At 68.3% G+C, this 20,622-nt stretch carries 21 protein-coding genes, 1 tRNA gene and 1 pseudogene; 9 read left to right on the forward strand and 14 right to left on the reverse strand.

Annotated elements, in window-relative coordinates; all coding sequences use genetic code 11:
- Nucleotides 1-38: 38 nt before the first annotated feature.
- From G6N20_RS15630 to pcp, 4 genes are all read right to left on the reverse strand, one after another.
- Nucleotides 39-341 (reverse strand): hypothetical protein, encoded by a 303-nt coding sequence (locus G6N20_RS15630; protein ID WP_142271796.1) that lies wholly within the window; start codon nucleotides 339-341, stop codon nucleotides 39-41.
- 138 nt (nucleotides 342-479) lie between these two features.
- Nucleotides 480-1,052 carry a dCTP deaminase gene (dcd, locus tag G6N20_RS15635; RefSeq protein ID WP_083045690.1) on the reverse strand — a complete coding sequence of 191 codons (573 nt, stop codon included), beginning with the start codon at nucleotides 1,050-1,052 and terminating at the stop codon, nucleotides 480-482.
- A gap of 44 nt (nucleotides 1,053-1,096) precedes the next feature.
- A complete protein-coding gene (locus G6N20_RS15640) occupies nucleotides 1,097-1,771 on the reverse strand; it encodes a hypothetical protein (RefSeq protein WP_083045691.1) in 675 nt (224 codons plus the stop codon).
- A 184-nt stretch (nucleotides 1,772-1,955) separates the two neighbouring features.
- Nucleotides 1,956-2,624, reverse strand: a complete 669-nt coding sequence (pcp, locus tag G6N20_RS15645; protein ID WP_083045693.1) for a pyroglutamyl-peptidase I — start codon at nucleotides 2,622-2,624, stop codon at nucleotides 1,956-1,958.
- Nucleotides 2,625-2,695: 71 nt separating this feature from the next.
- Between pcp and G6N20_RS15650 the strand changes: the two are divergent.
- The 4 genes and pseudogenes from G6N20_RS15650 to G6N20_RS15665 all read left to right on the forward strand — a co-directional run bounded on the left by G6N20_RS15650 (nucleotide 2,696) and on the right by G6N20_RS15665 (nucleotide 4,892).
- Nucleotides 2,696-3,473: pseudogene (locus G6N20_RS15650) on the forward strand (ZIP family metal transporter).
- Between the two features lie 56 nt (nucleotides 3,474-3,529).
- Nucleotides 3,530-3,600 (forward strand) — tRNA-Gly (locus tag G6N20_RS15655).
- A gap of 129 nt (nucleotides 3,601-3,729) precedes the next feature.
- On the forward strand, nucleotides 3,730-4,095 hold the full coding sequence (locus G6N20_RS21410) for a hypothetical protein (RefSeq protein WP_232065359.1): 366 nt from the start codon (nucleotides 3,730-3,732) through the stop codon (nucleotides 4,093-4,095).
- A 23-nt stretch (nucleotides 4,096-4,118) separates the two neighbouring features.
- On the forward strand, nucleotides 4,119-4,892 hold the full coding sequence (locus tag G6N20_RS15665) for a glycerophosphodiester phosphodiesterase (protein WP_142271806.1): 774 nt from the start codon (nucleotides 4,119-4,121) through the stop codon (nucleotides 4,890-4,892).
- Nucleotides 4,893-5,241: 349 nt separating this feature from the next.
- Here G6N20_RS15665 and G6N20_RS15670 read toward each other — a convergent pair whose 3' ends face one another.
- The 4 genes from G6N20_RS15670 to G6N20_RS15685 all read right to left on the reverse strand — a co-directional run bounded on the left by G6N20_RS15670 (nucleotide 5,242) and on the right by G6N20_RS15685 (nucleotide 10,028).
- Nucleotides 5,242-7,179, reverse strand: a complete 1,938-nt coding sequence (locus G6N20_RS15670) for a serine/threonine-protein kinase (protein ID WP_083045695.1) — start codon at nucleotides 7,177-7,179, stop codon at nucleotides 5,242-5,244.
- Between the two features lie 94 nt (nucleotides 7,180-7,273).
- Complete coding sequence (locus G6N20_RS15675; RefSeq protein WP_083045696.1) at nucleotides 7,274-7,888, reverse strand: muconolactone Delta-isomerase family protein; 615 nt, start codon at nucleotides 7,886-7,888, stop codon at nucleotides 7,274-7,276.
- 113 nt (nucleotides 7,889-8,001) lie between these two features.
- Complete coding sequence (locus G6N20_RS15680) at nucleotides 8,002-8,889, reverse strand: glycoside hydrolase family 16 protein (RefSeq protein ID WP_083045697.1); 888 nt, start codon at nucleotides 8,887-8,889, stop codon at nucleotides 8,002-8,004.
- Between the two features lie 113 nt (nucleotides 8,890-9,002).
- Complete coding sequence (locus G6N20_RS15685; protein ID WP_083045823.1) at nucleotides 9,003-10,028, reverse strand: NADP-dependent oxidoreductase; 1,026 nt, start codon at nucleotides 10,026-10,028, stop codon at nucleotides 9,003-9,005.
- A gap of 38 nt (nucleotides 10,029-10,066) precedes the next feature.
- Here G6N20_RS15685 and G6N20_RS15690 point away from each other — a divergent pair, with 38 nt between their 5' ends.
- Entirely contained in the window at nucleotides 10,067-10,780 is a 714-nt protein-coding gene (locus tag G6N20_RS15690; RefSeq protein ID WP_083045824.1) for a DUF3060 domain-containing protein, read from the forward strand.
- A 27-nt stretch (nucleotides 10,781-10,807) separates the two neighbouring features.
- Here G6N20_RS15690 and G6N20_RS15695 read toward each other — a convergent pair whose 3' ends face one another.
- The 3 genes from G6N20_RS15695 to G6N20_RS15705 form a co-directional block, all read right to left on the reverse strand.
- Nucleotides 10,808-11,203: a hypothetical protein gene (locus G6N20_RS15695; protein WP_083045698.1), complete on the reverse strand. Its 396-nt coding sequence runs from the start codon at nucleotides 11,201-11,203 to the stop codon at nucleotides 10,808-10,810.
- Between the two features lie 69 nt (nucleotides 11,204-11,272).
- Nucleotides 11,273-12,763 carry a DUF7159 family protein gene (locus tag G6N20_RS15700; RefSeq protein WP_083045699.1) on the reverse strand — a complete coding sequence of 497 codons (1,491 nt, stop codon included), beginning with the start codon at nucleotides 12,761-12,763 and terminating at the stop codon, nucleotides 11,273-11,275.
- Between the two features lie 201 nt (nucleotides 12,764-12,964).
- A complete protein-coding gene (locus G6N20_RS15705; RefSeq protein ID WP_083045700.1) occupies nucleotides 12,965-14,776 on the reverse strand; it encodes an Hsp70 family protein in 1,812 nt (603 codons plus the stop codon).
- A gap of 193 nt (nucleotides 14,777-14,969) precedes the next feature.
- Here G6N20_RS15705 and G6N20_RS15710 point away from each other — a divergent pair, with 193 nt between their 5' ends.
- On the forward strand, nucleotides 14,970-15,455 hold the full coding sequence (locus G6N20_RS15710) for a nuclear transport factor 2 family protein (protein ID WP_083045701.1): 486 nt from the start codon (nucleotides 14,970-14,972) through the stop codon (nucleotides 15,453-15,455).
- A gap of 96 nt (nucleotides 15,456-15,551) precedes the next feature.
- On the opposite strand, the gene G6N20_RS15715 is transcribed toward G6N20_RS15710, so the two are convergent.
- Together G6N20_RS15715 and G6N20_RS15720 are read right to left on the reverse strand one after the other, a co-directional pair.
- Nucleotides 15,552-16,208, reverse strand: coding sequence for a L,D-transpeptidase family protein (locus G6N20_RS15715; protein ID WP_083045702.1), 657 nt, complete (start codon nucleotides 16,206-16,208; stop codon nucleotides 15,552-15,554).
- 36 nt (nucleotides 16,209-16,244) lie between these two features.
- Nucleotides 16,245-16,934 carry a phosphatase PAP2 family protein gene (locus tag G6N20_RS15720; RefSeq protein WP_083045703.1) on the reverse strand — a complete coding sequence of 230 codons (690 nt, stop codon included), beginning with the start codon at nucleotides 16,932-16,934 and terminating at the stop codon, nucleotides 16,245-16,247.
- 58 nt (nucleotides 16,935-16,992) lie between these two features.
- Between G6N20_RS15720 and G6N20_RS15725 the strand changes: the two genes are divergently transcribed.
- The 3 genes from G6N20_RS15725 to G6N20_RS15735 all read left to right on the forward strand — a co-directional run bounded on the left by G6N20_RS15725 (nucleotide 16,993) and on the right by G6N20_RS15735 (nucleotide 19,833).
- Nucleotides 16,993-17,475, forward strand: a complete 483-nt coding sequence (locus G6N20_RS15725) for a hypothetical protein (RefSeq protein ID WP_083045704.1) — start codon at nucleotides 16,993-16,995, stop codon at nucleotides 17,473-17,475.
- A 406-nt stretch (nucleotides 17,476-17,881) separates the two neighbouring features.
- Nucleotides 17,882-18,193, forward strand: a complete 312-nt coding sequence (locus G6N20_RS15730; protein WP_083045705.1) for a type II toxin-antitoxin system PemK/MazF family toxin — start codon at nucleotides 17,882-17,884, stop codon at nucleotides 18,191-18,193.
- A 224-nt stretch (nucleotides 18,194-18,417) separates the two neighbouring features.
- Nucleotides 18,418-19,833 carry a sulfatase family protein gene (locus G6N20_RS15735; protein WP_142271807.1) on the forward strand — a complete coding sequence of 472 codons (1,416 nt, stop codon included), beginning with the start codon at nucleotides 18,418-18,420 and terminating at the stop codon, nucleotides 19,831-19,833.
- Here the strand turns inward: G6N20_RS15735 and G6N20_RS15740 are convergent.
- Nucleotides 19,822-20,601 (reverse strand): trans-aconitate 2-methyltransferase, encoded by a 780-nt coding sequence (locus tag G6N20_RS15740; protein WP_083045707.1) that lies wholly within the window; start codon nucleotides 20,599-20,601, stop codon nucleotides 19,822-19,824. The genes G6N20_RS15735 and G6N20_RS15740 overlap by 12 nt on opposite strands.
- Between the last annotated feature and the right edge of the window lie 21 nt (nucleotides 20,602-20,622).

Consider the following 20,622-nt stretch of genomic DNA (forward strand, 5'->3'; position numbering starts at 1 on the left):
CGCGACGCTGAACGGCAGATGACAGCTACTCGGCAAAATCAGATTCCAGGGATCAACGGGGTATTGATCCCGCCACGACCGCCGCCGCGATCGCGACCACCACCGCCACCGCGATCGAGCTTGCGGGCGGTCAGCGCGTCGCGCGGCGCGGTGGCCTGAGCCTCGTCGGTCCAGGCCACCCCGATGGACATCAGCCGCAGACCGGCTTCGACCGCGCCTTCGCCGGTGCCCAGGATCGCGGCGATCACCTGATCGGATGCGCAGACGCTGGTGGTATCACGGACGATGCGGAAGCGGTCTTCGTCGATGATGGCGCCGCCGTCACCGGCAACCAACGCCATCCGCACCACCGAAGGCTCTGTCGAAACCCCGAGTACGACGTCCGCAACCCCTCCCTGGGCTGACTGGCCACGAACTGGAGGAGAACACGCCCGAAACGGATGGTAGCCGCCGAAACGCCGCCAGCGGCCCGGCCGCGGCTATGGAGACCGTATGAAGTTCTGATACGAACGCGACGGCGTGGGGCCACGCTGACCTTGGTATTTGGACCCGACCCCGGTGCTGCCGTAGGGACGCTCCGATGGGCTGGTCAACCTCAAGATGCACAGCTGACCGATCTTCATTCCGGGCCACAGCGTGATCGGCAGGTTGGCGACGTTGGACAGCTCCAGCGTGATGTGGCCGCTGAAGCCGGGGTCGATGAAGCCCGCGGTGGAATGCGTCAGCAGTCCCAACCGGCCCAGAGAAGACTTGCCCTCCAGCCGTCCCGCGAGATCGTCGGGCAGTGTGAAGACCTCCAGCGTCGAGCCGAGCACAAACTCGCCCGGATGCAGTACGAACGGCTCTCCCGGGGCCGGTTCCACCAGGCTGGTCAGCTCGTCCTGCTGCTGCGCCGGGTCGATGTGGGTGTAGCGGGTGTTGTTGAACACCCGGAACAGACAATCCAGACGAACGTCGACGCTGGACGGCTGAACCAGGCTGGCGTCGAACGGCTCGATGCCCAGTCGCCCGGCGGAGATTTCGGCCCTAAGGTCGCGGTCGGAGAGCAGCACGCGACGAGCGTATCTGCCGCGGGCGGTCGGTTGCCCGCGCTGGCTCAGCGGACATAGATTTCCTCGCCGGTGGGATAGCCGCCCCCGGTGGTGGTGATATGGATGTGGTCGAAGTGGCCGGCCCCGCTGGCCGACGCGCCGTTGGGTGTGTAGTAGACGCCGCGCCAAATCACGTCTTGCATCCCGAATCGGGCGGCGTTTCGCAACATGAACGCGACGACCTCGTTGCCCAGCGCGATACCGTCGGCGCTGTCGGGGTTGGGAATCATCACGTCCAGCGCCAAGCCGTCGGGATGCCATCGCAGCGCGTCGGGTCGCACACCGCCGATCTGCTGAATCTCGGGGAAAGCGGCGCTGATGCTGCGCGCGGTCAGGATGGTTCTGACCTGGAGGCCCTGCTCCGGCGCGACCCCAACGGGCAGGAATTGGGATCGGGTGTCAACCCGCCATCGCGATGCCGAAGCAAATTGGCCCCCGGTGACATCCTCGGGTGCTGCGCCACCGGGCATGTCGAACAACAACGCGGCTGGAGCCGCTGCCACGATTTCCACGCAGCACGGCGCACGGGCGGCGGCTGAACCCGCGACCGATGTGGCGTCATCACCGGCGAATGGCTGGACATCTCCCGCCGCGGCGAACAACACGGCGGCCGGGGCGACGACAGCGGCCAGGACTGCTGACGACTTTCGTCGGTCTCTGGCTAATTCGTGCCGGCCCACGCAAGCACCTTACGACGAGATAACGAAATAATAAACCCGCCGTTATAAATGGATCGAAGCAGACGGCCGCACGTTTGCCAGGGTCCGACTCCGCGCCGAGTGTGCACCGGCTGCGCCGAACGTGCACTGGTGGCGGCGACACGCCGGGCGAGGCCGCCATGGTTGCACGTTCGGCGTGTCACTCCTAGATCTGCAGTCGCGACGGAACCGGTTCGCTGATATCGGCGGCGTGCCCGAGGGCAGCTTCGATGCCGGCCGTCACCCCGGCGACCGCCGTCTCCACCGACATGCTCGGAACACCGAGATTGCGATCCAAGGCGGCAACGCTTGGCAGGCACGGCAAATGAATCCAGCCCGCGCGAATCGGCAGGCTCTTCCGGGCGAGGTGGTGCAGCACGCCATACATGAGGTGATTGCACACGAATGTGCCCGCCGCGTCAGAGACGTCAGCCGGCACGCCGGCGCGGCGCATGGCCAGCACCATCGCTCGGACCGGCACGGTCGCGTGGTAGGCGACCGGGCCGGCCGGGTCGGTCGGCTCACCCGCCAATACCGTGCCGGCGTCGTCCGCGAGGCCGTATCGTCCGCAATCGTTGATGTTTTGCGCGAGCCGCTCGACGGTGAGCATGCTGCGCCCCGGGTATTCGCCCAGCATGATCACCAGTTCCGGACCAACCTCCGCGATGGCCTGCTGAGCCGCCGCGATCGACGTGACGAATGCGTTGGGCACGATCCGCGAGACCACCGTTGCACCGGCGATAACGCGACCATCCAGCGCCTCGGCGGTGAGCTGTGCCGGATTGATCGGCGTCAGGCCATACGGTCCGAACCCGGTGACCAGCACTTGCGACACGTCGCTCCCTCCTCGTCGATTGGGCGTTACGTCATGGGTTATCGTCGCGGCATTCGTCACGACGCGCCACAATGTTCAAGCGCCCGAGGAGCCGTCGTCCATCAACCCTGGGAGGTTGGCATCAGCACCGTGGCAACGGCCGCCTCGTTGGGCGCCTTCCCCGTTCTCGCCGGGATCATCGGCGCCGCGGTCATCCTAGTGCGCACGCCGTCACCGGCGCTGGTCAGCGGCGTCCAGCATTTCGCCGCCGGCGTCGTCATGGCCGCCGTGGCCGGCGAGGTATTGCCAGACCTGCGCGCCAGAGGTCCGCTCTGGCTGATCGTGGTGGGCTTTGGCGCAGGCGTCGCGCTGCTGGTTGCACTGCGCCAAGCGGGAGGTCACGGGGAAGGCCACGAAGAAGGCCACGGCACCGGCGAACTGCCGGTCGGGTTTCTTGCGGTGGTCGCGGTCGACCTCTTTATCGACGGGCTGCTGGTCGCCACGGGCGCGACGGTGTCCAACCGCACCGCGGTCATCATCACGATTGCGCTGACGGTCGAGGTGCTGTTCCTGGGGTTGGCGGTGGCGTTGCGGCTGGCGGGTGCCGGAGTGCCCCGGGCCCGAGCGGCAGTGACCACCGGCTTCGTGAGCCTGGCCACCGCCGTGGGGGCAGTGCTGGGCGCGGCCGCGCTTGGCGGCGCGGGAAATACCGTCCTCACCCTCGTGCTCGCGTTCGCGGCGGCGGCGCTGCTGTGGCTCGTCGTCGAGGAGCTGCTTGTCGAGGCGCACGAGACGCCGGAGCGGCCATGGATGGCGGTGATGTTCTTCGCCGGATTCCTGATCCTGTACTGCCTGGGGGTGATCGAATGACCCCCATTCCCGATGACCGTGGCTTGCGCCGGGTGCTAGCCTTTCGGGGCAACCGCGCCGATGTAGTTCAATGGCAGAACATCAGCTTCCCAAGCTGAGAACGCGGGTTCGATTCCCGTCATCGGCTCCGACGAAGGACCAACGGTGATCGTTGCTGACATTGGCTGCGGTGTCGACCGCCGGATCAAGACATGCGCGCCCATCGACCCGACGTGACCGAAGCGGATGACGAAACTACGGGTTGGGCCTGCGCCAGGTGCAGGCTGCAATCGACTACACCAAGAAATCCGCGTTAGCGGCGTGGGCCAACTGCGATGCGCGCGGGTGCTCGACGGCCGCCGCACTGCTGCGGGCCGACCACGACGAGCTGTCCCGGCTGGCGCTGTCGGCACCGGCGGGCAGCGACGATCACGGTGTTCGGGCTGCCGGCGCTGGTGCCGATCCCCGCGCAGCACGTCGCGCTGGGCGCGGCACGGCAGGCGGCGTGGGCGTTACGCGGATCGCCCGGCCACCAGCGTGGCCACCGCCGGCGACCCACGAGTACGCCGCGGACCCGGCGTCCGCGGTGCTCGAACGCTATCGACAGGTGCGCGACCTGACCGAAGGGGTGATACTGAGCTGATGAACGACGGCGGCGTGGGCGCCGTGGAGTTCCTCCGCGAGTCTGGGCGGATTGCCATGGCGCACAGGGGGTTTACCTCGTTTCGGCTGCCCATGAACAGCATGGGGGCGTTCCACGAGGCGGTCAAGCTCGGCTTTCGCTACATCGAGACCGACGTGCGCGCCACCCGCGACGGCGTCGCGGTGATCCTGCACGACCGCAGGCTCAAGCGCGCGACCGGGGTCCCCGGCGCGATCGACCAATTGCGCTACCGGGACGTCCGCCAAGCGGATCTGGGCGCCGGCGAGTCGATCCCGACCCTGGAAGAGCTGCTCGTCGCACTGCCGCACATCCGGGTCAACATCGACATCAAGGCGGCCTCGGCCATCGAACCGACCGTCGAGGTCATCGAGCGGTTGAACGTGCACCACCGCGTGCTGGTCACCTCGTTTTCCGATCGCCGCCGCCGACGCGCATTGCGTCTGATGTCCAAGCGGGTCGCCAGTTCGGCGGGCACGGGAGCGTTGCTGGCGTGCCTGGCGGCCAGCACGCCCTACAGCCGGGAGTATGCCTGGCAGATTCTGCGCGACAGCGACTGCCTGCAGATACCGCCGCGGGTTGGTCGGGTACCGGTCATTACGCCGGGCCTGGTGCGGGCCGTTCATGCCTCGGGGCGTCAGGTTCACGCCTGGACGGTCGACGATCCCGAGGTGATGCATGCCCTGCTGGACATGGGCGTGGACGGCATCATCACCGATCGCGCGGACCTGCTTCGTGATGTGCTCATCGCGCGCGGTGAGTGGCCGCAGGCTAGCTGACCGCTTACTGCGGGGCCGGCGAAGTTGCCGGTGGTCCGGCTCAGTTCGTGCCGGCGCCCGGGGGCGCGCAGGCTCGGCTAAACGGATTTCACGCCAGCCCGCGGGCTCCGCAGCGCTGGTCGCTGCGCTCAACGAAGCCGCACAGCAATCGGTTGACGACCGCATCGTCTACTTGAAGCAACCAACCTCATCATGCCGATATCACCACCGCGGCGCGCGTGGCTCATGGCGCGCATCGTCCACCGGGATTGCCGCTGCACGAGAAGTTGGCTCGTCAACGCCCGGGTTTGCCCGCCAGCACCGCCAGATTGCCCGCCCGGAGTTGGTGTGTGGGCGGCCAACGGCGCTACTAATCGCCGGTGCGCTCGAACTTTTCGTCGAAGCTTGTGCTGTGGGTGCAGGCCCCCGTCTGTTCGTGATGGCCATGCCCGGTGAGCAGCACGATCGGGTTCTGCGGTGGTTGGGGCAGCGGAAACTCCGCGGTATTGTTCACCGGCGCCCGGCCGGCCGAGCATATTCCGTCCAACACGGTGGACATGAGCCAGCTCCTGCTGCTGAAGACGAGTGGCTTGGAAGCATCGGGCGGTGCGTGGAAAAAGCTCATGCACCGATCGCCGGTGCGCAGGCAATCGGTGCGCACGACCCAGTCGTAGTGATTGGGCTTCGTCCCGTCCGGCCAGGTGACCGTGTCGTGGTACCTCCCGCGCAGCGCTTCGGCCGGCGACACCACCCGCGGCGGCTGGCTTGCCGGGTCGGCAACGCGATCGGCATCGACATCCCCGGTGCGCGTGAAGGTCACCGGCGTGAGTGTCCCACAGCCGTGGGCACTGGTCTTGCTGGTTTCGCCGGCCAGCGTGCCGTCCGGACGCGGTCGCAAGTTCAACACAACCCAGAATTCGGACGGCGCGTCGCCGCACGTGTCCGTGCTGAGACCCACGGCCAACCAGCGCCCGCCGACGTCGTCGAACACCATCGTGGACGGCATCGTGGTTTCCCCACCGAAGCGCGTCGCCGTAGCCACACACCCACTGGGTTGGCACACCGAGCGAACGCCCCACGTCGTCGTCGACGGCGTGGCCCCGTCGATAGGCGCGCCGTCGATGCTCGTCGCCCGACCATAGTCGCCCCGATACGTCCCGGTGAAGGGGCCTTCGGGACCCGCGCTGGGCCCCCCGACGCCCGGCGGTGTTGCGGTGGCGCCCGGCTGGTCGTGCCGGGAGAGCTTGGCGGTCGCAACGATGCCCCCCGCGACCAATAAGGCGACGGCCGCCAGGGCACCGACCACGACGCGGGTGCGCCGCTGCGGCCGCCCGCCGGCCGCCGGGGGTGCGGGCGCCGCCGGTGGTGGTGGCGGCCGGAACGGCGCATACCCGATGCCGGCGATTTGGGTATCTGGGGCGCCTGGCGCCGCAACCGGTCTCGGCGCGAGTTGGGTGGGGCCATCGCCCCACCCAAGCACGCGTTCCAGCTGCGCACCGAAATCCTGGCAGTAGGCGAACCGCTCGGCCGGGTTTTTGGCCATCGCTCGGGCGAACACCGGGTCTAGCACTGCCAATTCGGGACGGCGTTGGCCGATCGCCGGCGGCGGGGCCATCACATGCTTGGTGATGACGACCGTGGCGCTGGGATAGTCGTAGGGCTGCGCGCCGGCGAGCAGGTGAAAAGCACTGCAGGCCAACGCATACTGATCCGCGCGCCCATCGATCGGCTCACCCATCAGCTGTTCGGGCGCAGCATAGGCGACCGTGCCGATGGAAACGTTGGTGGCGGTCAGACCCACGGTGTCATCAACCAGCCGGGCGATGCCGAAGTCGGCCAAAAATACCCGTTGTGCCTCCGACCCCGGGTCAGCGATCAGGATGTTCGACGGTTTGACGTCCCGATGCAGCAGCCCGCGCTGGTGCGCGTGATCCAGGGCCGACCCGACGGCGGAGACGATCTGCATGACCAGGCCTACCGGCATCCCGCCGGGGTAGCGCTCGTGCAATAACCTCGCCGCATCGGTGCCGTCGACATAATCCATCGAGATCCAGAACTGGCCGTCGAACTCGCCCCGGTCATGGATGCCGACAATGTTGGGATGCCACAGGCTGGCGGCGATGTCGGCCTCGCGCACGAACCTGGCCCGGTACTGCGGGTCAGCGGTCAGGTCAGCCGAGAGCACCTTCAAGGCATCTTGGCGCGGCAACCGCGGATGTTGGGCCAGATATACCGTGCCCATCGCGCCCGCACCGAGCACCCGCAGAATTGTGTATCCGGCAAAAACCTCGCCCACCGCCAATGGCATGGGCAAATAATAGGTCCGCCCCGCCAGCTGGTCCCCCCTAAGCGGTCGAAAGCCTGCATGACCCGTCGATCACGGCCTGCGGCTCCCCGCGCGATCAGACCGCGCGGATCGGATCGTTGGGATGCGGGCTCAGCGGCGTGGTTTCGATCGTCAGCCAACCCGACATCGGGAGCGAGTCCAGGATGGCCATCAGCTCGCCGGGATCGCGAGCGCGCCACAGCCCGAGGGTGCGCGGACCGTCCGGCCCATCCGGAAGCGCCCACATCCGCACCAGGTGTCCACGCTCGGCCAAGTCACGTACCCGGGCGGCCTCGCGCGCATAGGCGTCCTCGACCACGTGCGCCGGGGTGTCCGCGGGCACGGTGACGGTCATCGTGATCGCAAACTCCGGCCCCTTGCCGGGCCGGATGGCGATGCCCGCGCCGGCTGGGTCGTTCGGGTGGGGGCCGAGCGCGGTGATCTCGTCGGTGCGCCACACCCGCGGCGGCATCGAGGACAGCACCCGCTCGAGTTGGCTTCGGTCGTCGGCGGCAAATAGCCCCAGCGTGCGCCACTCGCCCCGGTGCGGGGGCGGGCGCCACAGCCGCAGCAGATGCCCCCGCGCCGCAAGCTCACGGGAGCGGGCGGCCTCGCCGGCACGGACCCCTGCGACCTCGTCGTCGGTCGTGCCGTCGGGAACGTGCGTGGTCATGGCGACCAAGAATTCCATGCTCGTCTCGGAGGTTCGTTATGGTCGCCCGGCGCGCACGATGACGTCACCCAGCGGTCCACGACACGCGCCCGATCGCACGACCGCTGCCCGACACCGACCCGCCTTCTCGCCTAAAAGACGCGCACCCAGTCGACCAACATCTCCTGCGGATACGAACCCGAGGCGGGGTCGCCGCCACCGGAGCCGCCGACCGCGAGATTGAGCACCGGGAACACCGTGTAGTCGGGGTCATTGAACGGCCATTCGCGGATGGGCTCGTTCAAATCCTCGATGCCGGTCGCCGGAACCGAGAAGTATGGTTGCGCGCCGTCGGCATAGTCGAGCCAGAAGTACATGCCGGTCGGATCCCAGCGGACACGCCAGTTGTGCCAGCCGCCGTCCACGCCGATCGGGCAGGTCTCGAATGCCGTTCCGTCCGGGTTTGCGTGCACGGTCGTTCCGGACGGCCAGGTTCCGTTGCCGTACCACTCGATCAGGTCGATTTCGCCGCTGCGGCCGGGATCGTCGTTAGACAACCACCACGCGGGCCACATGCCGGGCGCCAGGCAGTTGAACTTGATTCGGGCTTCCCAGGTGGTGCCGATACCGCCGCGCCAGAGGCCGTGGACCAGGCCGCCGAAGTAGCTGTTGCCGTCCCGGGTGGCGCGCAGCACAAGGTTGGAGTGGCCGTCCAGGAACACGTTCTGCCGACTGTCGCGGTACTGACCGAAAAACTCGGGCCGATCAAACCCCACCGGGTTGCGGATCGGCGTGCGGTGGTTGGACACCTGCCACTTCGACGGATCGGGGGCGGAGCCGGCCGGGCCGTCGAACTCGTCGTGCCACAGCAACCCCCCGGTTGTCCCGGCGGCCGGTGCGGCCGGCACGGGTGCCGGACCCGCGGGAGTGGCCGGCCGGGACGGGTCGGCCAGGGCTTTCGGGGCCGGGATCGCGGCCGCCAACGCGCCGAATCCCGCCATCATGATCATTCGGCGACGGTCAATCTCGGGCATAAGCATGGGACGATAGCAGCCCGCGGCGCACGGCGTTGAACGTGGAGATGCCGCCTCGGGAGATCGCCCAGGTCAATGCGGGCAGCCGGGCGGCGATGCCGTCGAGCTGCCACGAGCCCTCATGCCGGCCGGGCGATGGGCTCGCTGAGCTTGACCAACATCTTGCCGATGTTGGCCCCGGTGAACAGCCCGTTGAGAGCGTCCACGCACGACTCGATGCCCTCGAAGATGGTCTGGCGATGACGCAGCCGGCCCTCGGCCTCCCAGCGACGCAGGTTGGCGAACGCCTCGTCGAAGCGGCCCCACTGGTCAAGCGCGTTAAATCCCTGCATGAGCGCGGTTTTGGCGAGCAGGTTCACATAGTTCACCGGTCCCGGATGCTCGCCGGTCAGATAACTGGAGATGACGCCGCAGAGCACCACCCGTGCCCGGTGGGCCAGCCGGCCCAGCACCGCGTCCAGGATCGGCCCGCCGACGTTGTCGAAGTAGACGTCGACCCGCCGGGGGCAGTGCTCCTTCAGGGCCGCCGGCAGGTCGTCGTTGCGATAGTCGATGCAGGCGTCGAACCCGAAGTCCTCGACCACAACTCGGCACTTCTCCGGCCCGCCCGCGATGCCCACCACCCGCGCCCCGGCGATCTTGGCGATCTGGCCGGCCACCGATCCGGTGGCCCCGGCTGCCGCCGAGACCACCACCGTCTCCCCCGGCCGGGGCCGGCCGATGTCGGTCATCCCGAAGTAGGCGGTGGCACCCGTGGGGCCGTACACCGACATGATCGCCAGCTGGTCGTCTTCACCGGGGATGGGTGTGCTGAACACGTCGTCGCGGATGATCACGTATTCCTGAAAACCCGTCAGCGTGGTGACCACGTCGCCGACCGTGTAGGCGTCGCAACGCGATTCCACGACCTGACCGATCCCGGCGGCCCGAACGACCTCACCCAACCCCACCGGTGGTAGGTAGCCGGGTTGGTCGTCCAGCCAGGTCCGGGCGGCGGCGTCGATGCCCACGTAGGTGGTGCGCAGCAGGGCCTCGCCGGGCGCCGGCTCGGGTGCCCGCGAGGTGACCATCTCGGTGTCGCCCGGCCGCACCAGCCCACGCGGGCGGCGACGCAACACGATCTGGCGATTCGACAGCTCGGGCACGATCCCGAAACTACCGGTCAATGTGGGAGCATCTGTGCATGGAACCCGACGATGACCCGGAAGCCCGGATCCGCGACCTGGAGCGCCCGCTGGCCGACTCCGCACGTGCGTCCGAATTCGGCGGCACGGAGTCGGGCGGCTCCGGATACCCGCCCTACCCGCCACCCCCGCCCGGGCCGGTGCCACCGCCGGTGGTGCCGTCGGCGCCGTCCTACGGCGCGGGCTATGGCGCTGCGTTCCCCGGGGCAACACCGCGATCGGCGACGGGCAATCGGGTGTTCTGGATCGTGGCCGCGTTCTTCGTCGTCGGCATGCTGGTGGCGGTGGGGGGCGTCGCCGTCTACGTCGCGCGCCATGTGCACCGGAGCAATTTTGTCGTGCTGTCACCGACTCCGACCACGTCCGCGCCCGGTGTTACCGCGCGCAGCCCGATCCCGCCGGGCAGCGCAACCCGCACGGCGACGGCCGGGCCATCGACACCGCCACCGGGCGGCAGCATCAGCGTCGCCGGGGTCAACGAGCACAAGACGATAGCCTGCAACGACAGCGACGTCAGCGTCAGCGGGATTTCCAACACGGTCGTCATCACCGGCCACTGCGCGAGCCTTGACGTGTCCGGCATGCAGAACTCGGTCACCGTCGACGAAGCCGACACGATCGCGGCATCCGGTTTCGACAACGAGGTCACCTATCATTCGGGCTCGCCGAAGATCACCAAGGCCGGCGATTCGAACGAGGTCGAGCGGGGCTGACCGCCCGAGCCGCCACGGCAGCGCCGGCTATGCCGGCTCGTCGGGATGATCCTGGGGATCGTCGAGCACGCTGACCGCGATGCCATAGGGTAGGAAGCGGACCTTGCGCTTGGGGTCGGTGTTGTCCTTGTTCGCCCGCAGGGCGTCGAGTTCGGTGGCATACACCTGCTCGACGCGAGCGCCGCCATCGTCGTCCACGGTGTAGATGGCCCACACCCCCTCACCGGCCTCGCCGGCGGTTTCCGGCGCCGGGCGCGGGCGCCGCGCCAAATCCTCGAAAACCATCGACCAGCCCGATCGGTCGCCCGGGCCGGTGAAGAACTTGCCGATCCGCTCGAAAACCTCGCGCAGGGCCTCGCTGCCCTCCCTGATCACCCGATCGAAGTCGTCAGGGTCGAATCCGAACGGACCGTCGTCGCGCACGCGACCTCCTCGCAGGTGGGTACCGACACGTCCCAGTGTGCGCGCGGGCGACACGATCCGCCACGGGCTTTACGGTCCGGGTGGCGCCGGCGCGGGCTCTGGCGGCGGCTCTGGCGGCGGTGGGGGCGGCGCCGGCGGATAGATCGGAATCGGAATCGAGACGAACGGCAGGTGCAGGTACATCGTCATGATCGGGGTGGGCTGCGGCGGCGGGACCGGCTCGGGCGGCGGTGCGGGCACCGCGGCCGGCGGCGTCGTCCGCGGCGCCGCCGGCGGGGCCTGCTGCGCGGCGGTGGGCGCGGGCTGGCGACTCGGCGCCCGGCGGGGCTGGGTCGCGGGTGCCATATTCGCAACTGTTCGCGGCGGCGGCTGCACGGTCGGCGGCGGCTGCGCCACCGCGGGCGGCGGCGTCACCGCGGGCGGCGGCGTCACCGCGGCCGGGGGTGTCACCGGAGGCGGGGCCGCCACCTCCGCCGCCGGCGCGGCCGGCCGCGAGCCGGGAGCCGGCAACCGCGCCTCGGGCCGCTCGGCGGGCAGTTGGACCGGTGCCTGACTCGCCGGTGTGGCGATGCTTTCCCGGTGGCCGGGCTGCACGGCGGCCGTCGGCCGGACATCGGAGGTCAGCGAGACCACCAGCACGCCGGCCGCGATGGCCGAGATCCCGGCCATCGCCCCGCCGGTCAGCGCCAACGGCCGACGCCGGCTCGCCCCGTCCTCCGCTTCCTCATCGAGGGCGCTGTAGGCCAGCGCTTCCAGGCCGAGATCGGCGTGGGCGCAGACGTCGAGGTAGGTCGGGCTCAGCGCGCGCGGATTGACCTCGCCGGTTCCGGGATCCAGGGCATAGGCCAAGGCGGCCGTGGAGGAGGCGAACAACGGCGCATTGGCCGACGCCAGCGCCGCCCCCCTGGCCAGCGCCATGTCGGGCTCCTCCGGACCGGTCACCAGCAGCGTCGTCGCGGCCTCCAGCGCGGGTTTGATCGGCACGATGTCGACCCCGCAGCCGATCAGGAAGACGCCGTCGGCTCGCGACCCGGGACCGTCCAAACCGGCGAGCATCGCCGCGAGTTCGGCGGTATCCGGGCCGTGACCGAGGCCCAGGGGCTGCCGATGCAGATCGACGATCGAGCCGTCGGCAACGTCGACAACCGCCAGCGTCGCGCTGGAGGCCTCGACGAACAGCATCGCGATGTGCTGGTAGTCGAGTGCGAAACCCACCGTCTGGGCCAGGGCGGCCGCGGCGAGCAGCGGCGACACCAGCATGACGCTCCCGACGTCGCGGGCGGCGAGCTGGTCACGCAGCGGGGACACCTCGGTGGGTTCCGTCCAGGTCACCCCGATCGAGGTCAACCGGTGGCCACCCTCGGCCGCGCCTTCCCGGGTTCCGACAACGGCGGAAATCACCTGAGCGGCCGCGGCTAAGATCGCCGATCCGGGCCCGTCGGGTGAGCCCGCAATCTCGAAGATCTCTTCTTCGACGGTGGCGCCGTCCGCATTCTCACCCTCGATCAGCACCATGCGAACCGCCGTGGGCTCCATCGATACCCCAAGTACGATGTCCACTTCGCGCCTCCACAGGGCAGACGAGCGCACCGCGTGGGCCGCCGACAAATCTTCGGGCCAAACCGCCTGGCCGCAATGAAGTTTGCGGTTTCAACGCTACTCGTGTGCAACAGCGCGCGGATTCAATTCACATCAAGCTCACATGAGCCGCCGGACCAGCAATTACGGGGTGTCGGGGCTCAGGAAGGGATGCTGCGGGGCCTAATTCGCCGGAACCGGTACCGGGATCGGGACCGGCAGCAACGGGACATGCAACCACTCGGTGGTCATCCGCACCGTCGACGTGGTGGTAGTGGTCGGCTCGGTCGTGGCCGGTTCGGTGGTCGTCGTGGTCGGGGTTGTCGGCGCGGCGGTGGTTGTCGTGGTCGGCGCCGACGTGGTGGTCGTCGTCGTGACCGCGGGCGCCTTCGCGGTCGTCGACCTCGGCGCCGCCGGCGAGGACGGCGGCGCCACGCCGGCTGGCGCGGACGCCGCACTGGGAACCGGCGCCGCGGTGGGAGCTGGTGCGACGGGACCGTGCGGCGGGGGGCTGGACGCCACGGAGCCGGGCCCGACGGATCCGGACGGTGCCGGCAACGGTGCGACGCTGGGCACCACCGGGGCTCGGTGCGGAGCCGGGCGCTGTTCGCCGGCCGTCAACGTAACGGCCACGCCGCCGATGGCGGTCATCGCCACCACGGCCGACAGCCCGATGAGCAGTTGCGATATCCGAAACCGACGCCACGGCGGCGCTTTTGGTGGCTCGATAACGTTCAGCCGCATCGACCAACAGGGGCCGTCTTCGCTGTAGGGATCGCCGTCGAGCCGCGCCTCACCGGGGAACTCGGTCTGCGACCAGGCCAGCTCACGATCGGTGAGCGCGTCCGAGTCGATCACCATCACATCGCCGGCCGGCAATTCGATGACGCCGGTGCCGGCGGCCGCCAGCAGCCCGATGGACGTCCGGGTGCGGAAATCGACCTCGCGTCCGCGGGTGGCAAGCAGCAACGCACCCATGGCCGCCGCGCAGCCAGGCTGCGAGGCGGCCAGCACGGGTCGCCGGATGTGAAACGAAAGACGTTGAGTGACAAGCGGAATGTTAGCGCCGCCGCCGACGGTGACCACCGCCGCGAGCTCGGACCAGCTGGTGTTGTGGCGCGCCAACAGGTCATCGACGGCGTAGATGAAGGCGGTCAGCCGATCATGTATCAGGTCTTCCAGCGTGTCTCGAGTCAGCTCAATGCGGTAGCGCGACCCGCGCAGCTCGACAGCCAATTCCGTGACCGCCTCGGTGGACAAGCGTTCCTTGGCCGCACGGCATTGCTCCCTGAGTCGGCCCAATTGGCCTGCCGCGGTGGTGCTTTCCGGATCGATGTCGTCGTGCCCGAGTTCGTCGATGACATGCAGCAGCAACGCCTGGTCGATCTGATTGCCGGAGAATTCCTGGTAACGTAGCGTGACGCTGACGGGCTCGAAGTCCGACTTGCCGACATCTGGCCCGGTGTCCATCAGCGTGGCGCAGGTTGCGGCGCCGCCGAAATCAAGGAGCCCCACCACACCGCCGACCGGCAGGCCCCATTCGGAGTTCACCGCCGTCAACGCCGCAACCGTGTCGGGGACCAGCCTCGGTGCCAACCCGCTGCGGACAAAGCCGACATGCGTGCGCAACCCGTTGCGCAACGCCTGTATGGTCCCGGGTCGCCAATACGAGGGAACGGCAATCGCAATCTCTGACGACCCCGCGTCCAGGCCCGCGGTGACCACCATCGCGTCCAGCGCCTCGACCATCAGCAGGTCCGGATCGTGCGCAGACCCGTCGGGGGACACCAGCGCGACCGAGTCTCCGATGCGCTGCACGAAACCGCTGATCAGCATGCCTGGCTCGGTCAGGTTCGGATTCTGTGACGGCACACCGATTTTCGGCGCGCAATGCGGATACAGGGTCAGCACGGCACGACGGGTGACGGGTGGAATCCCGTCGCACGCGGCGACCAGGTTGGTGGTTCCGATCGACAACCCCAGCGGGTCGTACATAGAGCGCAGGCTTTCGGCGATAGCGGGCGGTGGCCAGCGTCAACCATAGCCGCAGCAAACCCGTATGTAGTTGGGTCACAACCCCATTGGTATACGGTCGATGCGGTTGTGTCACCGAAGTGGTACGGCCGGCATCTTGACACATTCCGCGGGTCCGCCACCGGGCTGGCGACGAACGTGCTGCAATGGCGTGATGAACCTCGCCGACGCCGCACCCTCAGCCCTGGCCGACATCGAAGCGATCAAGCGGGTCAAATACCGCTACCTGCGCGCGCTGGACACCAAGCACTGGGACGACTTCGCCGACACGCTCACCGAGGACATCCGCGGCGACTACGGGTCCTCGTTGGGTGCCGAGCTGCACTTCACCAACCGCACCGACCTGGTGGACTACCTGCGCTCAGCGCTTGGCCCGGGCGTCATCACCGAGCACCGGGTGAGCCATCCGGAGATCACCGTGACCGGCGACACCGCAACCGGAACCTGGTACCTGCAGGACCGCGTCATCGTCGCCGACGCCGAGTTCATGCTGATCGGTGCGGCCTTTTACCGCGACCAGTACCGGCGCACACCCGACGGCTGGCGGATCAGCGCCACCGGCTACGACCGCACCTATGAGGCCACGATGTCGGTGGCGGGCCTCAACTTCACGGTGAAACCCGGCCGCGCCCTGGCCTGACGCAGGCCTTATCCGCCCGATGCGCCGAGTGTGAATCTCACGACGCGACACGCCGAAAACCCGTCGTACCGTTCACATTCGGCAGGCTTGGCCGGGCTACTTGGTGATCGCGATCACCGCGCCGGGCCGCAGCCAACGGATGATCTGCACCAACGTGGCATCGTCGATCGCCACGCAGCCCGCGGTGGGGCCGCCGTCGGTGGTGTGGAAGAAGAACGCGGCACCACCGCCGGGAACCTTGTTCTTGTTCACGCCCATCACCACGGCGTGCTTGTACTGCGGGATTTGCAGGTTCTCACTCTCGGCCGTATTGAACGGGCACTGGGACTTCTGACATACCTGCATGGTGTTGAAGGTCGGACTGTGGTCGTCGCCGCTCCACCAGTGGTTGGGTCCGACCTGGGTGTAGGGCAGCCCGCCTCCGGGATTGGGCGCGGTGCCAAAGGCGGAGTCGAGGCTGTAGACCCCCATGGGAGTCGCTGGGTACCCGCTTTTGGCCTGCGGCGCCATGCCTGCCGAACCGACATGGGTCGAAATCCCGGTCTTCAGCGGTCGCCAGCCCGCGGCCGTGCGCTGGTAGACGTCCATCGTCGCGGTCGAGCCGCCGGTCGAGACCACCGACACCACCTGGGTGGCATTGCCAACCGAGTTCGCGAACCACGGGTTACCCGCCGCGGCGGTCACCGGGGCGAGCACCGTTGCCGCACCGGCCAGCAACATCCCAGCACACAGCGGAGCTACCAGTGGGCGCATCGCTTCATCGTCAGCCGGATTAACCCCTTGGTCAAGTTAAGGTTGAGACCCGGTTGGGTCACTGCGCCGTGACGTTGCCGGGGCGCAGCGCAGGGTTATCGGGACAGGCCGAAACACCCACAGGCACACCAGGAAATACAGATATCCCAGGGCCCACCCGGCGATCACGTCCGACGGGTGATGCACGTTCAGTGCCACCCGGGCGATACCGACCAGCAGCACGCCCACCGCGGCCACCGCGACCGCAACGACCCGCATCGGGGGGCGTTTCATCAACGGCATCAGCAAGGTCAACAACGCCAGCGCGCTGGCCATCCCCTGCAACGCGTGCCCGGACGGAAACGACGTCGACGTCGCGGCGACCAGCGCGGTCGCCGGTCGCGGGCGATCAGCCAGATCCTTGGCCGCCATCGTCACGAACCCGTTGAGCGGGAGGCAAACCAACAACAACCCCGCCATTCGCAGCTGGCGCCACACCAGCGAAATCGCCGCGGTCATCAATCCCAACGACCGCAGCGGGATCGGGCCCAGGACAATGGACACCACATCCCAAAACCGCACCCACATCGGGTGTTTGATGCCAACGTCGTGCGCCGCGTTCAACAACGACCAATCGAAGTCGTTCAGCCAGCCCCAGTGTTGAGTGTTTCCCACCCACAGCAGCGCGTAGAGCACGATCGCGGCCACCGCGAGAAGCACGGTCGGGCCGGTCCGTGGGCGGATCATGCCATCAACCGATACCAGCATCGATGCGGCAACGGCGAAACGGACCCATACTGGCCTCATGGCGGTGGTCGTTCGCAAATGGTTCGGAATCGGCAAATTTCCCGCCGATCTGCGCGCTCAGCTCGAGGCGGAGGGGGTCATCTACCTCGCCGAGTACGTCGCGGTCACCCGGCGTTTCTCCGGGGTGATCCCAGGCCTGCGGGCCGCACACAGCATCGCCAGCTACGTGGGTTCGCTGGCCTTCACCACCCAACGGGCACTGGGGACGCTGTCGTCGCTGCCGAAGCTGGCCGGCCGGGTGCTCGACGTGCCCTGGGACGCCCCGCAGACCGGCGCCGCGACGGCCGAGATTTCGCCGACGGGTCTGCGACTTGATCTCGACGTTGCCAAGGTCGACCCGAGGTTTCACGGCGAGCTCTCGCTGCACTTCAAGGCCGACATCCCCGACGACGTGCTCGCCCGGCTGCCGCGGCGATCGCTGGCCTTCGATGTGCCTGCCGAGTACGTCGTGCGCGCGGTCGGCGTTACCTATTCGCCGTGATGGTGATCCGTGGCCGGGGCGGGTGGCGCGCTACCGGCGGCCGGCACCGGCGGGTCACTCCACGGGCACCGAGCCCATGCACACGATGGCCACCGGCTCGGCACTCGAGGTCAATTGGACCGGCCCTCGAGCTGGCCTCGGCGGCGGCCTTTGTTGGTTCGGTGACCTCGGGCTTGGCGGGGTCTTGGCGCGGCCCGCGGTGAGTGTTAGTGGCGATGGCGCCGGCTTGCCCGCACTCGCTCCAACTCGGCGCTCCGGTGTCGAATTATGATCCCAGTGGATAGAACCGTTAACGGGTTCGCTTTCTGGTATCAGACTTGCGTGACTGGTCCGCCTACCCGTACGAATCCGAGGACGAGCGCCAGGCCGCCCGCGCGCGGCGCAACGCCCGTCAACGAGGCGCCGAATGACACCGGCCCGCGGACAGGTGTACCGCTGCGACGTCGGATTCGGACCCCAACCCTGGCTGATCGTGTCCAACAACGCCCGCAACCGCCACACCGCCGATGTGTTGGCCATTAGGCTCACCACCACCGTCCGGCACCTGCCCACCTGGGTGCCGCTATCCAACGCCGATCCCCTCACCGGATATGCCAACGCCGACAACATCGAAACACTGGGCAAAGACGAACTCGGCGAGCACCTCGGAGCACTGACCCGCGAAACCATGACCCGCGTCAACCGTGCATTGGCCACCGCCCTGGCCCTCGACAACTGAGGCCCGCCATCCGATCCGCTCCCCAGGCCTGGGGTGCGCGTCGACACCCGCCCCGGCTAATCGCCAGCCGTGAGCGATCGGCGCCCGGGCTCGGCAGCTGGCAGCTACCCCGCGGGCCGCTTGGGCCGGCCCGGTATCGTCGCGGCTGCGGCGCGATTGCCTGGCCTCGTCGCCAGGCGGAAAGGCAAGCTGGAGCGGTGACGGCAGGACCGGGTGACAGCGCCGTGCGGGCGCGGCACCGTGACCCCGAAAAAGAAAATGTGCTGATCGTGCACTGGCACGACCTGGGTCGGTACCTCGGCGTGTACGGCCACCCGGACGTCAGCAGCCCGCGGCTGGATCGACTTGCCGCCGAGGGCGTTCTGTTCACCAGGGCGCATGCCACCGCGCCGCTGTGCACGCCGTCGCGGGGCTCGTTGTTCACCGGTCGCTACCCGCAGAGCAACGGACTGGTCGGCCTGGCCCACCACGGCTGGGAATACCGCAGCGGAGTGCGCACCCTACCGCAGCTGTTGTCCGAATCTGGTTGGTATTCAGCTCTTTTCGGGATGCAGCATGAGACATCCTACCCCAGGAGGCTGGGGTTCGACGAGTTCGACGTGTCGAACTCCTACTGCGAATACGTGGTGGCGAAGGTCCAGGAATGGCTGCGTGACAGCGCCCCCGTGCTGGCCGGGCAACCGTTCCTGCTGACGGCGGGGTTCTTCGAAACCCACCGGCCCTACCCGCACGAACGCTATCGACCGGCCGATCGCGAAACCGTCGTGGTGCCCGACTATCTGCCCGACACCCCCGAGGTACGGCAGGACATCGCCGACTTCTACGGGTCCATCGCCACCGCGGACGCGGCCGTCGGCCAGATACTGGACACGCTCGCCGACACCGGTCTGGATGCCAGCACCTGGGTGGTGTTCCTCACCGATCACGGCCCGGCGTTCCCGCGCGCCAAATCCACCCTGTACGACGCCGGAACCGGCATTGCGATGATCATCCGGCCGCCGACCGGCCGGGGCCTGACACCCCGCGTCTACGACGACCTGTTCAGCGGCGTCGACCTGCTACCGACCCTGCTGGGGCTGCTGGGTCTGGACGTGCCCGCCGACGTCGAAGGCGTGTCGCATGCCGAAGCGCTGCTCGAACCGGACGCGCACGCCGAACCGGTCCGCAACTACGTGTACACCGCCAAGACCTATCACGACTCGTTCGATCCCATCCGGGCGATCCGCACAAAGGAATACAGCTACATCGAGAATTACGCCCCCCGGCCGCTGCTGGACCTGCCATGGGACATCGAGGAAAGCCCGTCCGGTGTGGCCGTCGCGCCGTTTGTCCAGGCGCCCCGGCCGCAGCGGGAACTCTACGATCTGCGCGCCGACCCTACCGAGACCAGCAACCTGCTGGCCGGCGATGGCGCCGGCACCGCGGGCGTGGATGCGATCGCGGCCGATCTGGCTGTGCGCCTCCATGATTGGCGCCAGCGCACGGGCGACGTCATACCGTCGGATTTCGCCGGGTCGCGCATCGCGCAGCGCTACACCGAGACTTACCTGCAGATCCATCGCATGACACCGACCGGCAGGTCGGCGATCGCGATCTACCGCGGTATCGAGGAGGAAATCACGCGTGGGCTACCCCCGTGAGCGGCGCGCGGTCTCGGCGACGATGAACAGCCGTCGGAACGGGAAGATCGTGGTCCCGTCGGGCCGGGGAGGGTAGGCGTCGTCCAGCAACGGGATGAGCTCCTCCCGAAACCGCGCCCAGCCCGCGTCGTCGAGTCGCTCGCGCACCGGGACCAGCGCGCTGCCGGTGATCCACTCCAGGACCGGGTGCTCACCGGTGAGCTGGTGCAGGTAGGTGGTCTCCCAGGCATCGACCTTGCAGCCGGCGTCCATCAGCAGGTTGGTGTAGTGCGCCGGCGAGTGCACCACCGCTCCCACTCGAAAGGGTATGTCGCGCAGGATCTTTGCGTAGGGTTCGCGGCGGGCCAGGGCACGCACCGCCGCGTGTGACGGGGTGTCGAAGTTGCCCGGGATCTGAACCGCGATCCACGTTCCGGGCGGAAGCTCGCCGGCCCAGCGAACCAGCAGATCGGAGTGCTCCGGCACCCAATGCAGGGCAGCGTTGCTGACCACCACGTCGGTGTCCGGCCGTGGCTGCCAGGTTCGCAGGTCACCTACGGTGGCGTCGATCCCGCGTTCGCGGGCCGCGGCGACCATCTCCGGCGAGCTGTCCATGGCCTCGATCACCGCTCCCGGCCACCGCCGCGCCAGGTACTTGGTCAGGTGGCCGGGGCCGCAACCCAGGTCGACCACCCGGCGCGCGCTCTTGGCGCCCACCCGCGACAGCAGGTCGTGGAAGGGTCGACTGCGATGATCGGCAAAGGCCAGGTAGACATTGGGATCCCACATGCTGGCCCTCCTGATTCGCTA

Origin of the sequence: Mycobacterium shinjukuense (assembly GCF_010730055.1) — a bacterium.
GTDB lineage: Bacteria > Actinomycetota > Actinomycetes > Mycobacteriales > Mycobacteriaceae > Mycobacterium > Mycobacterium shinjukuense.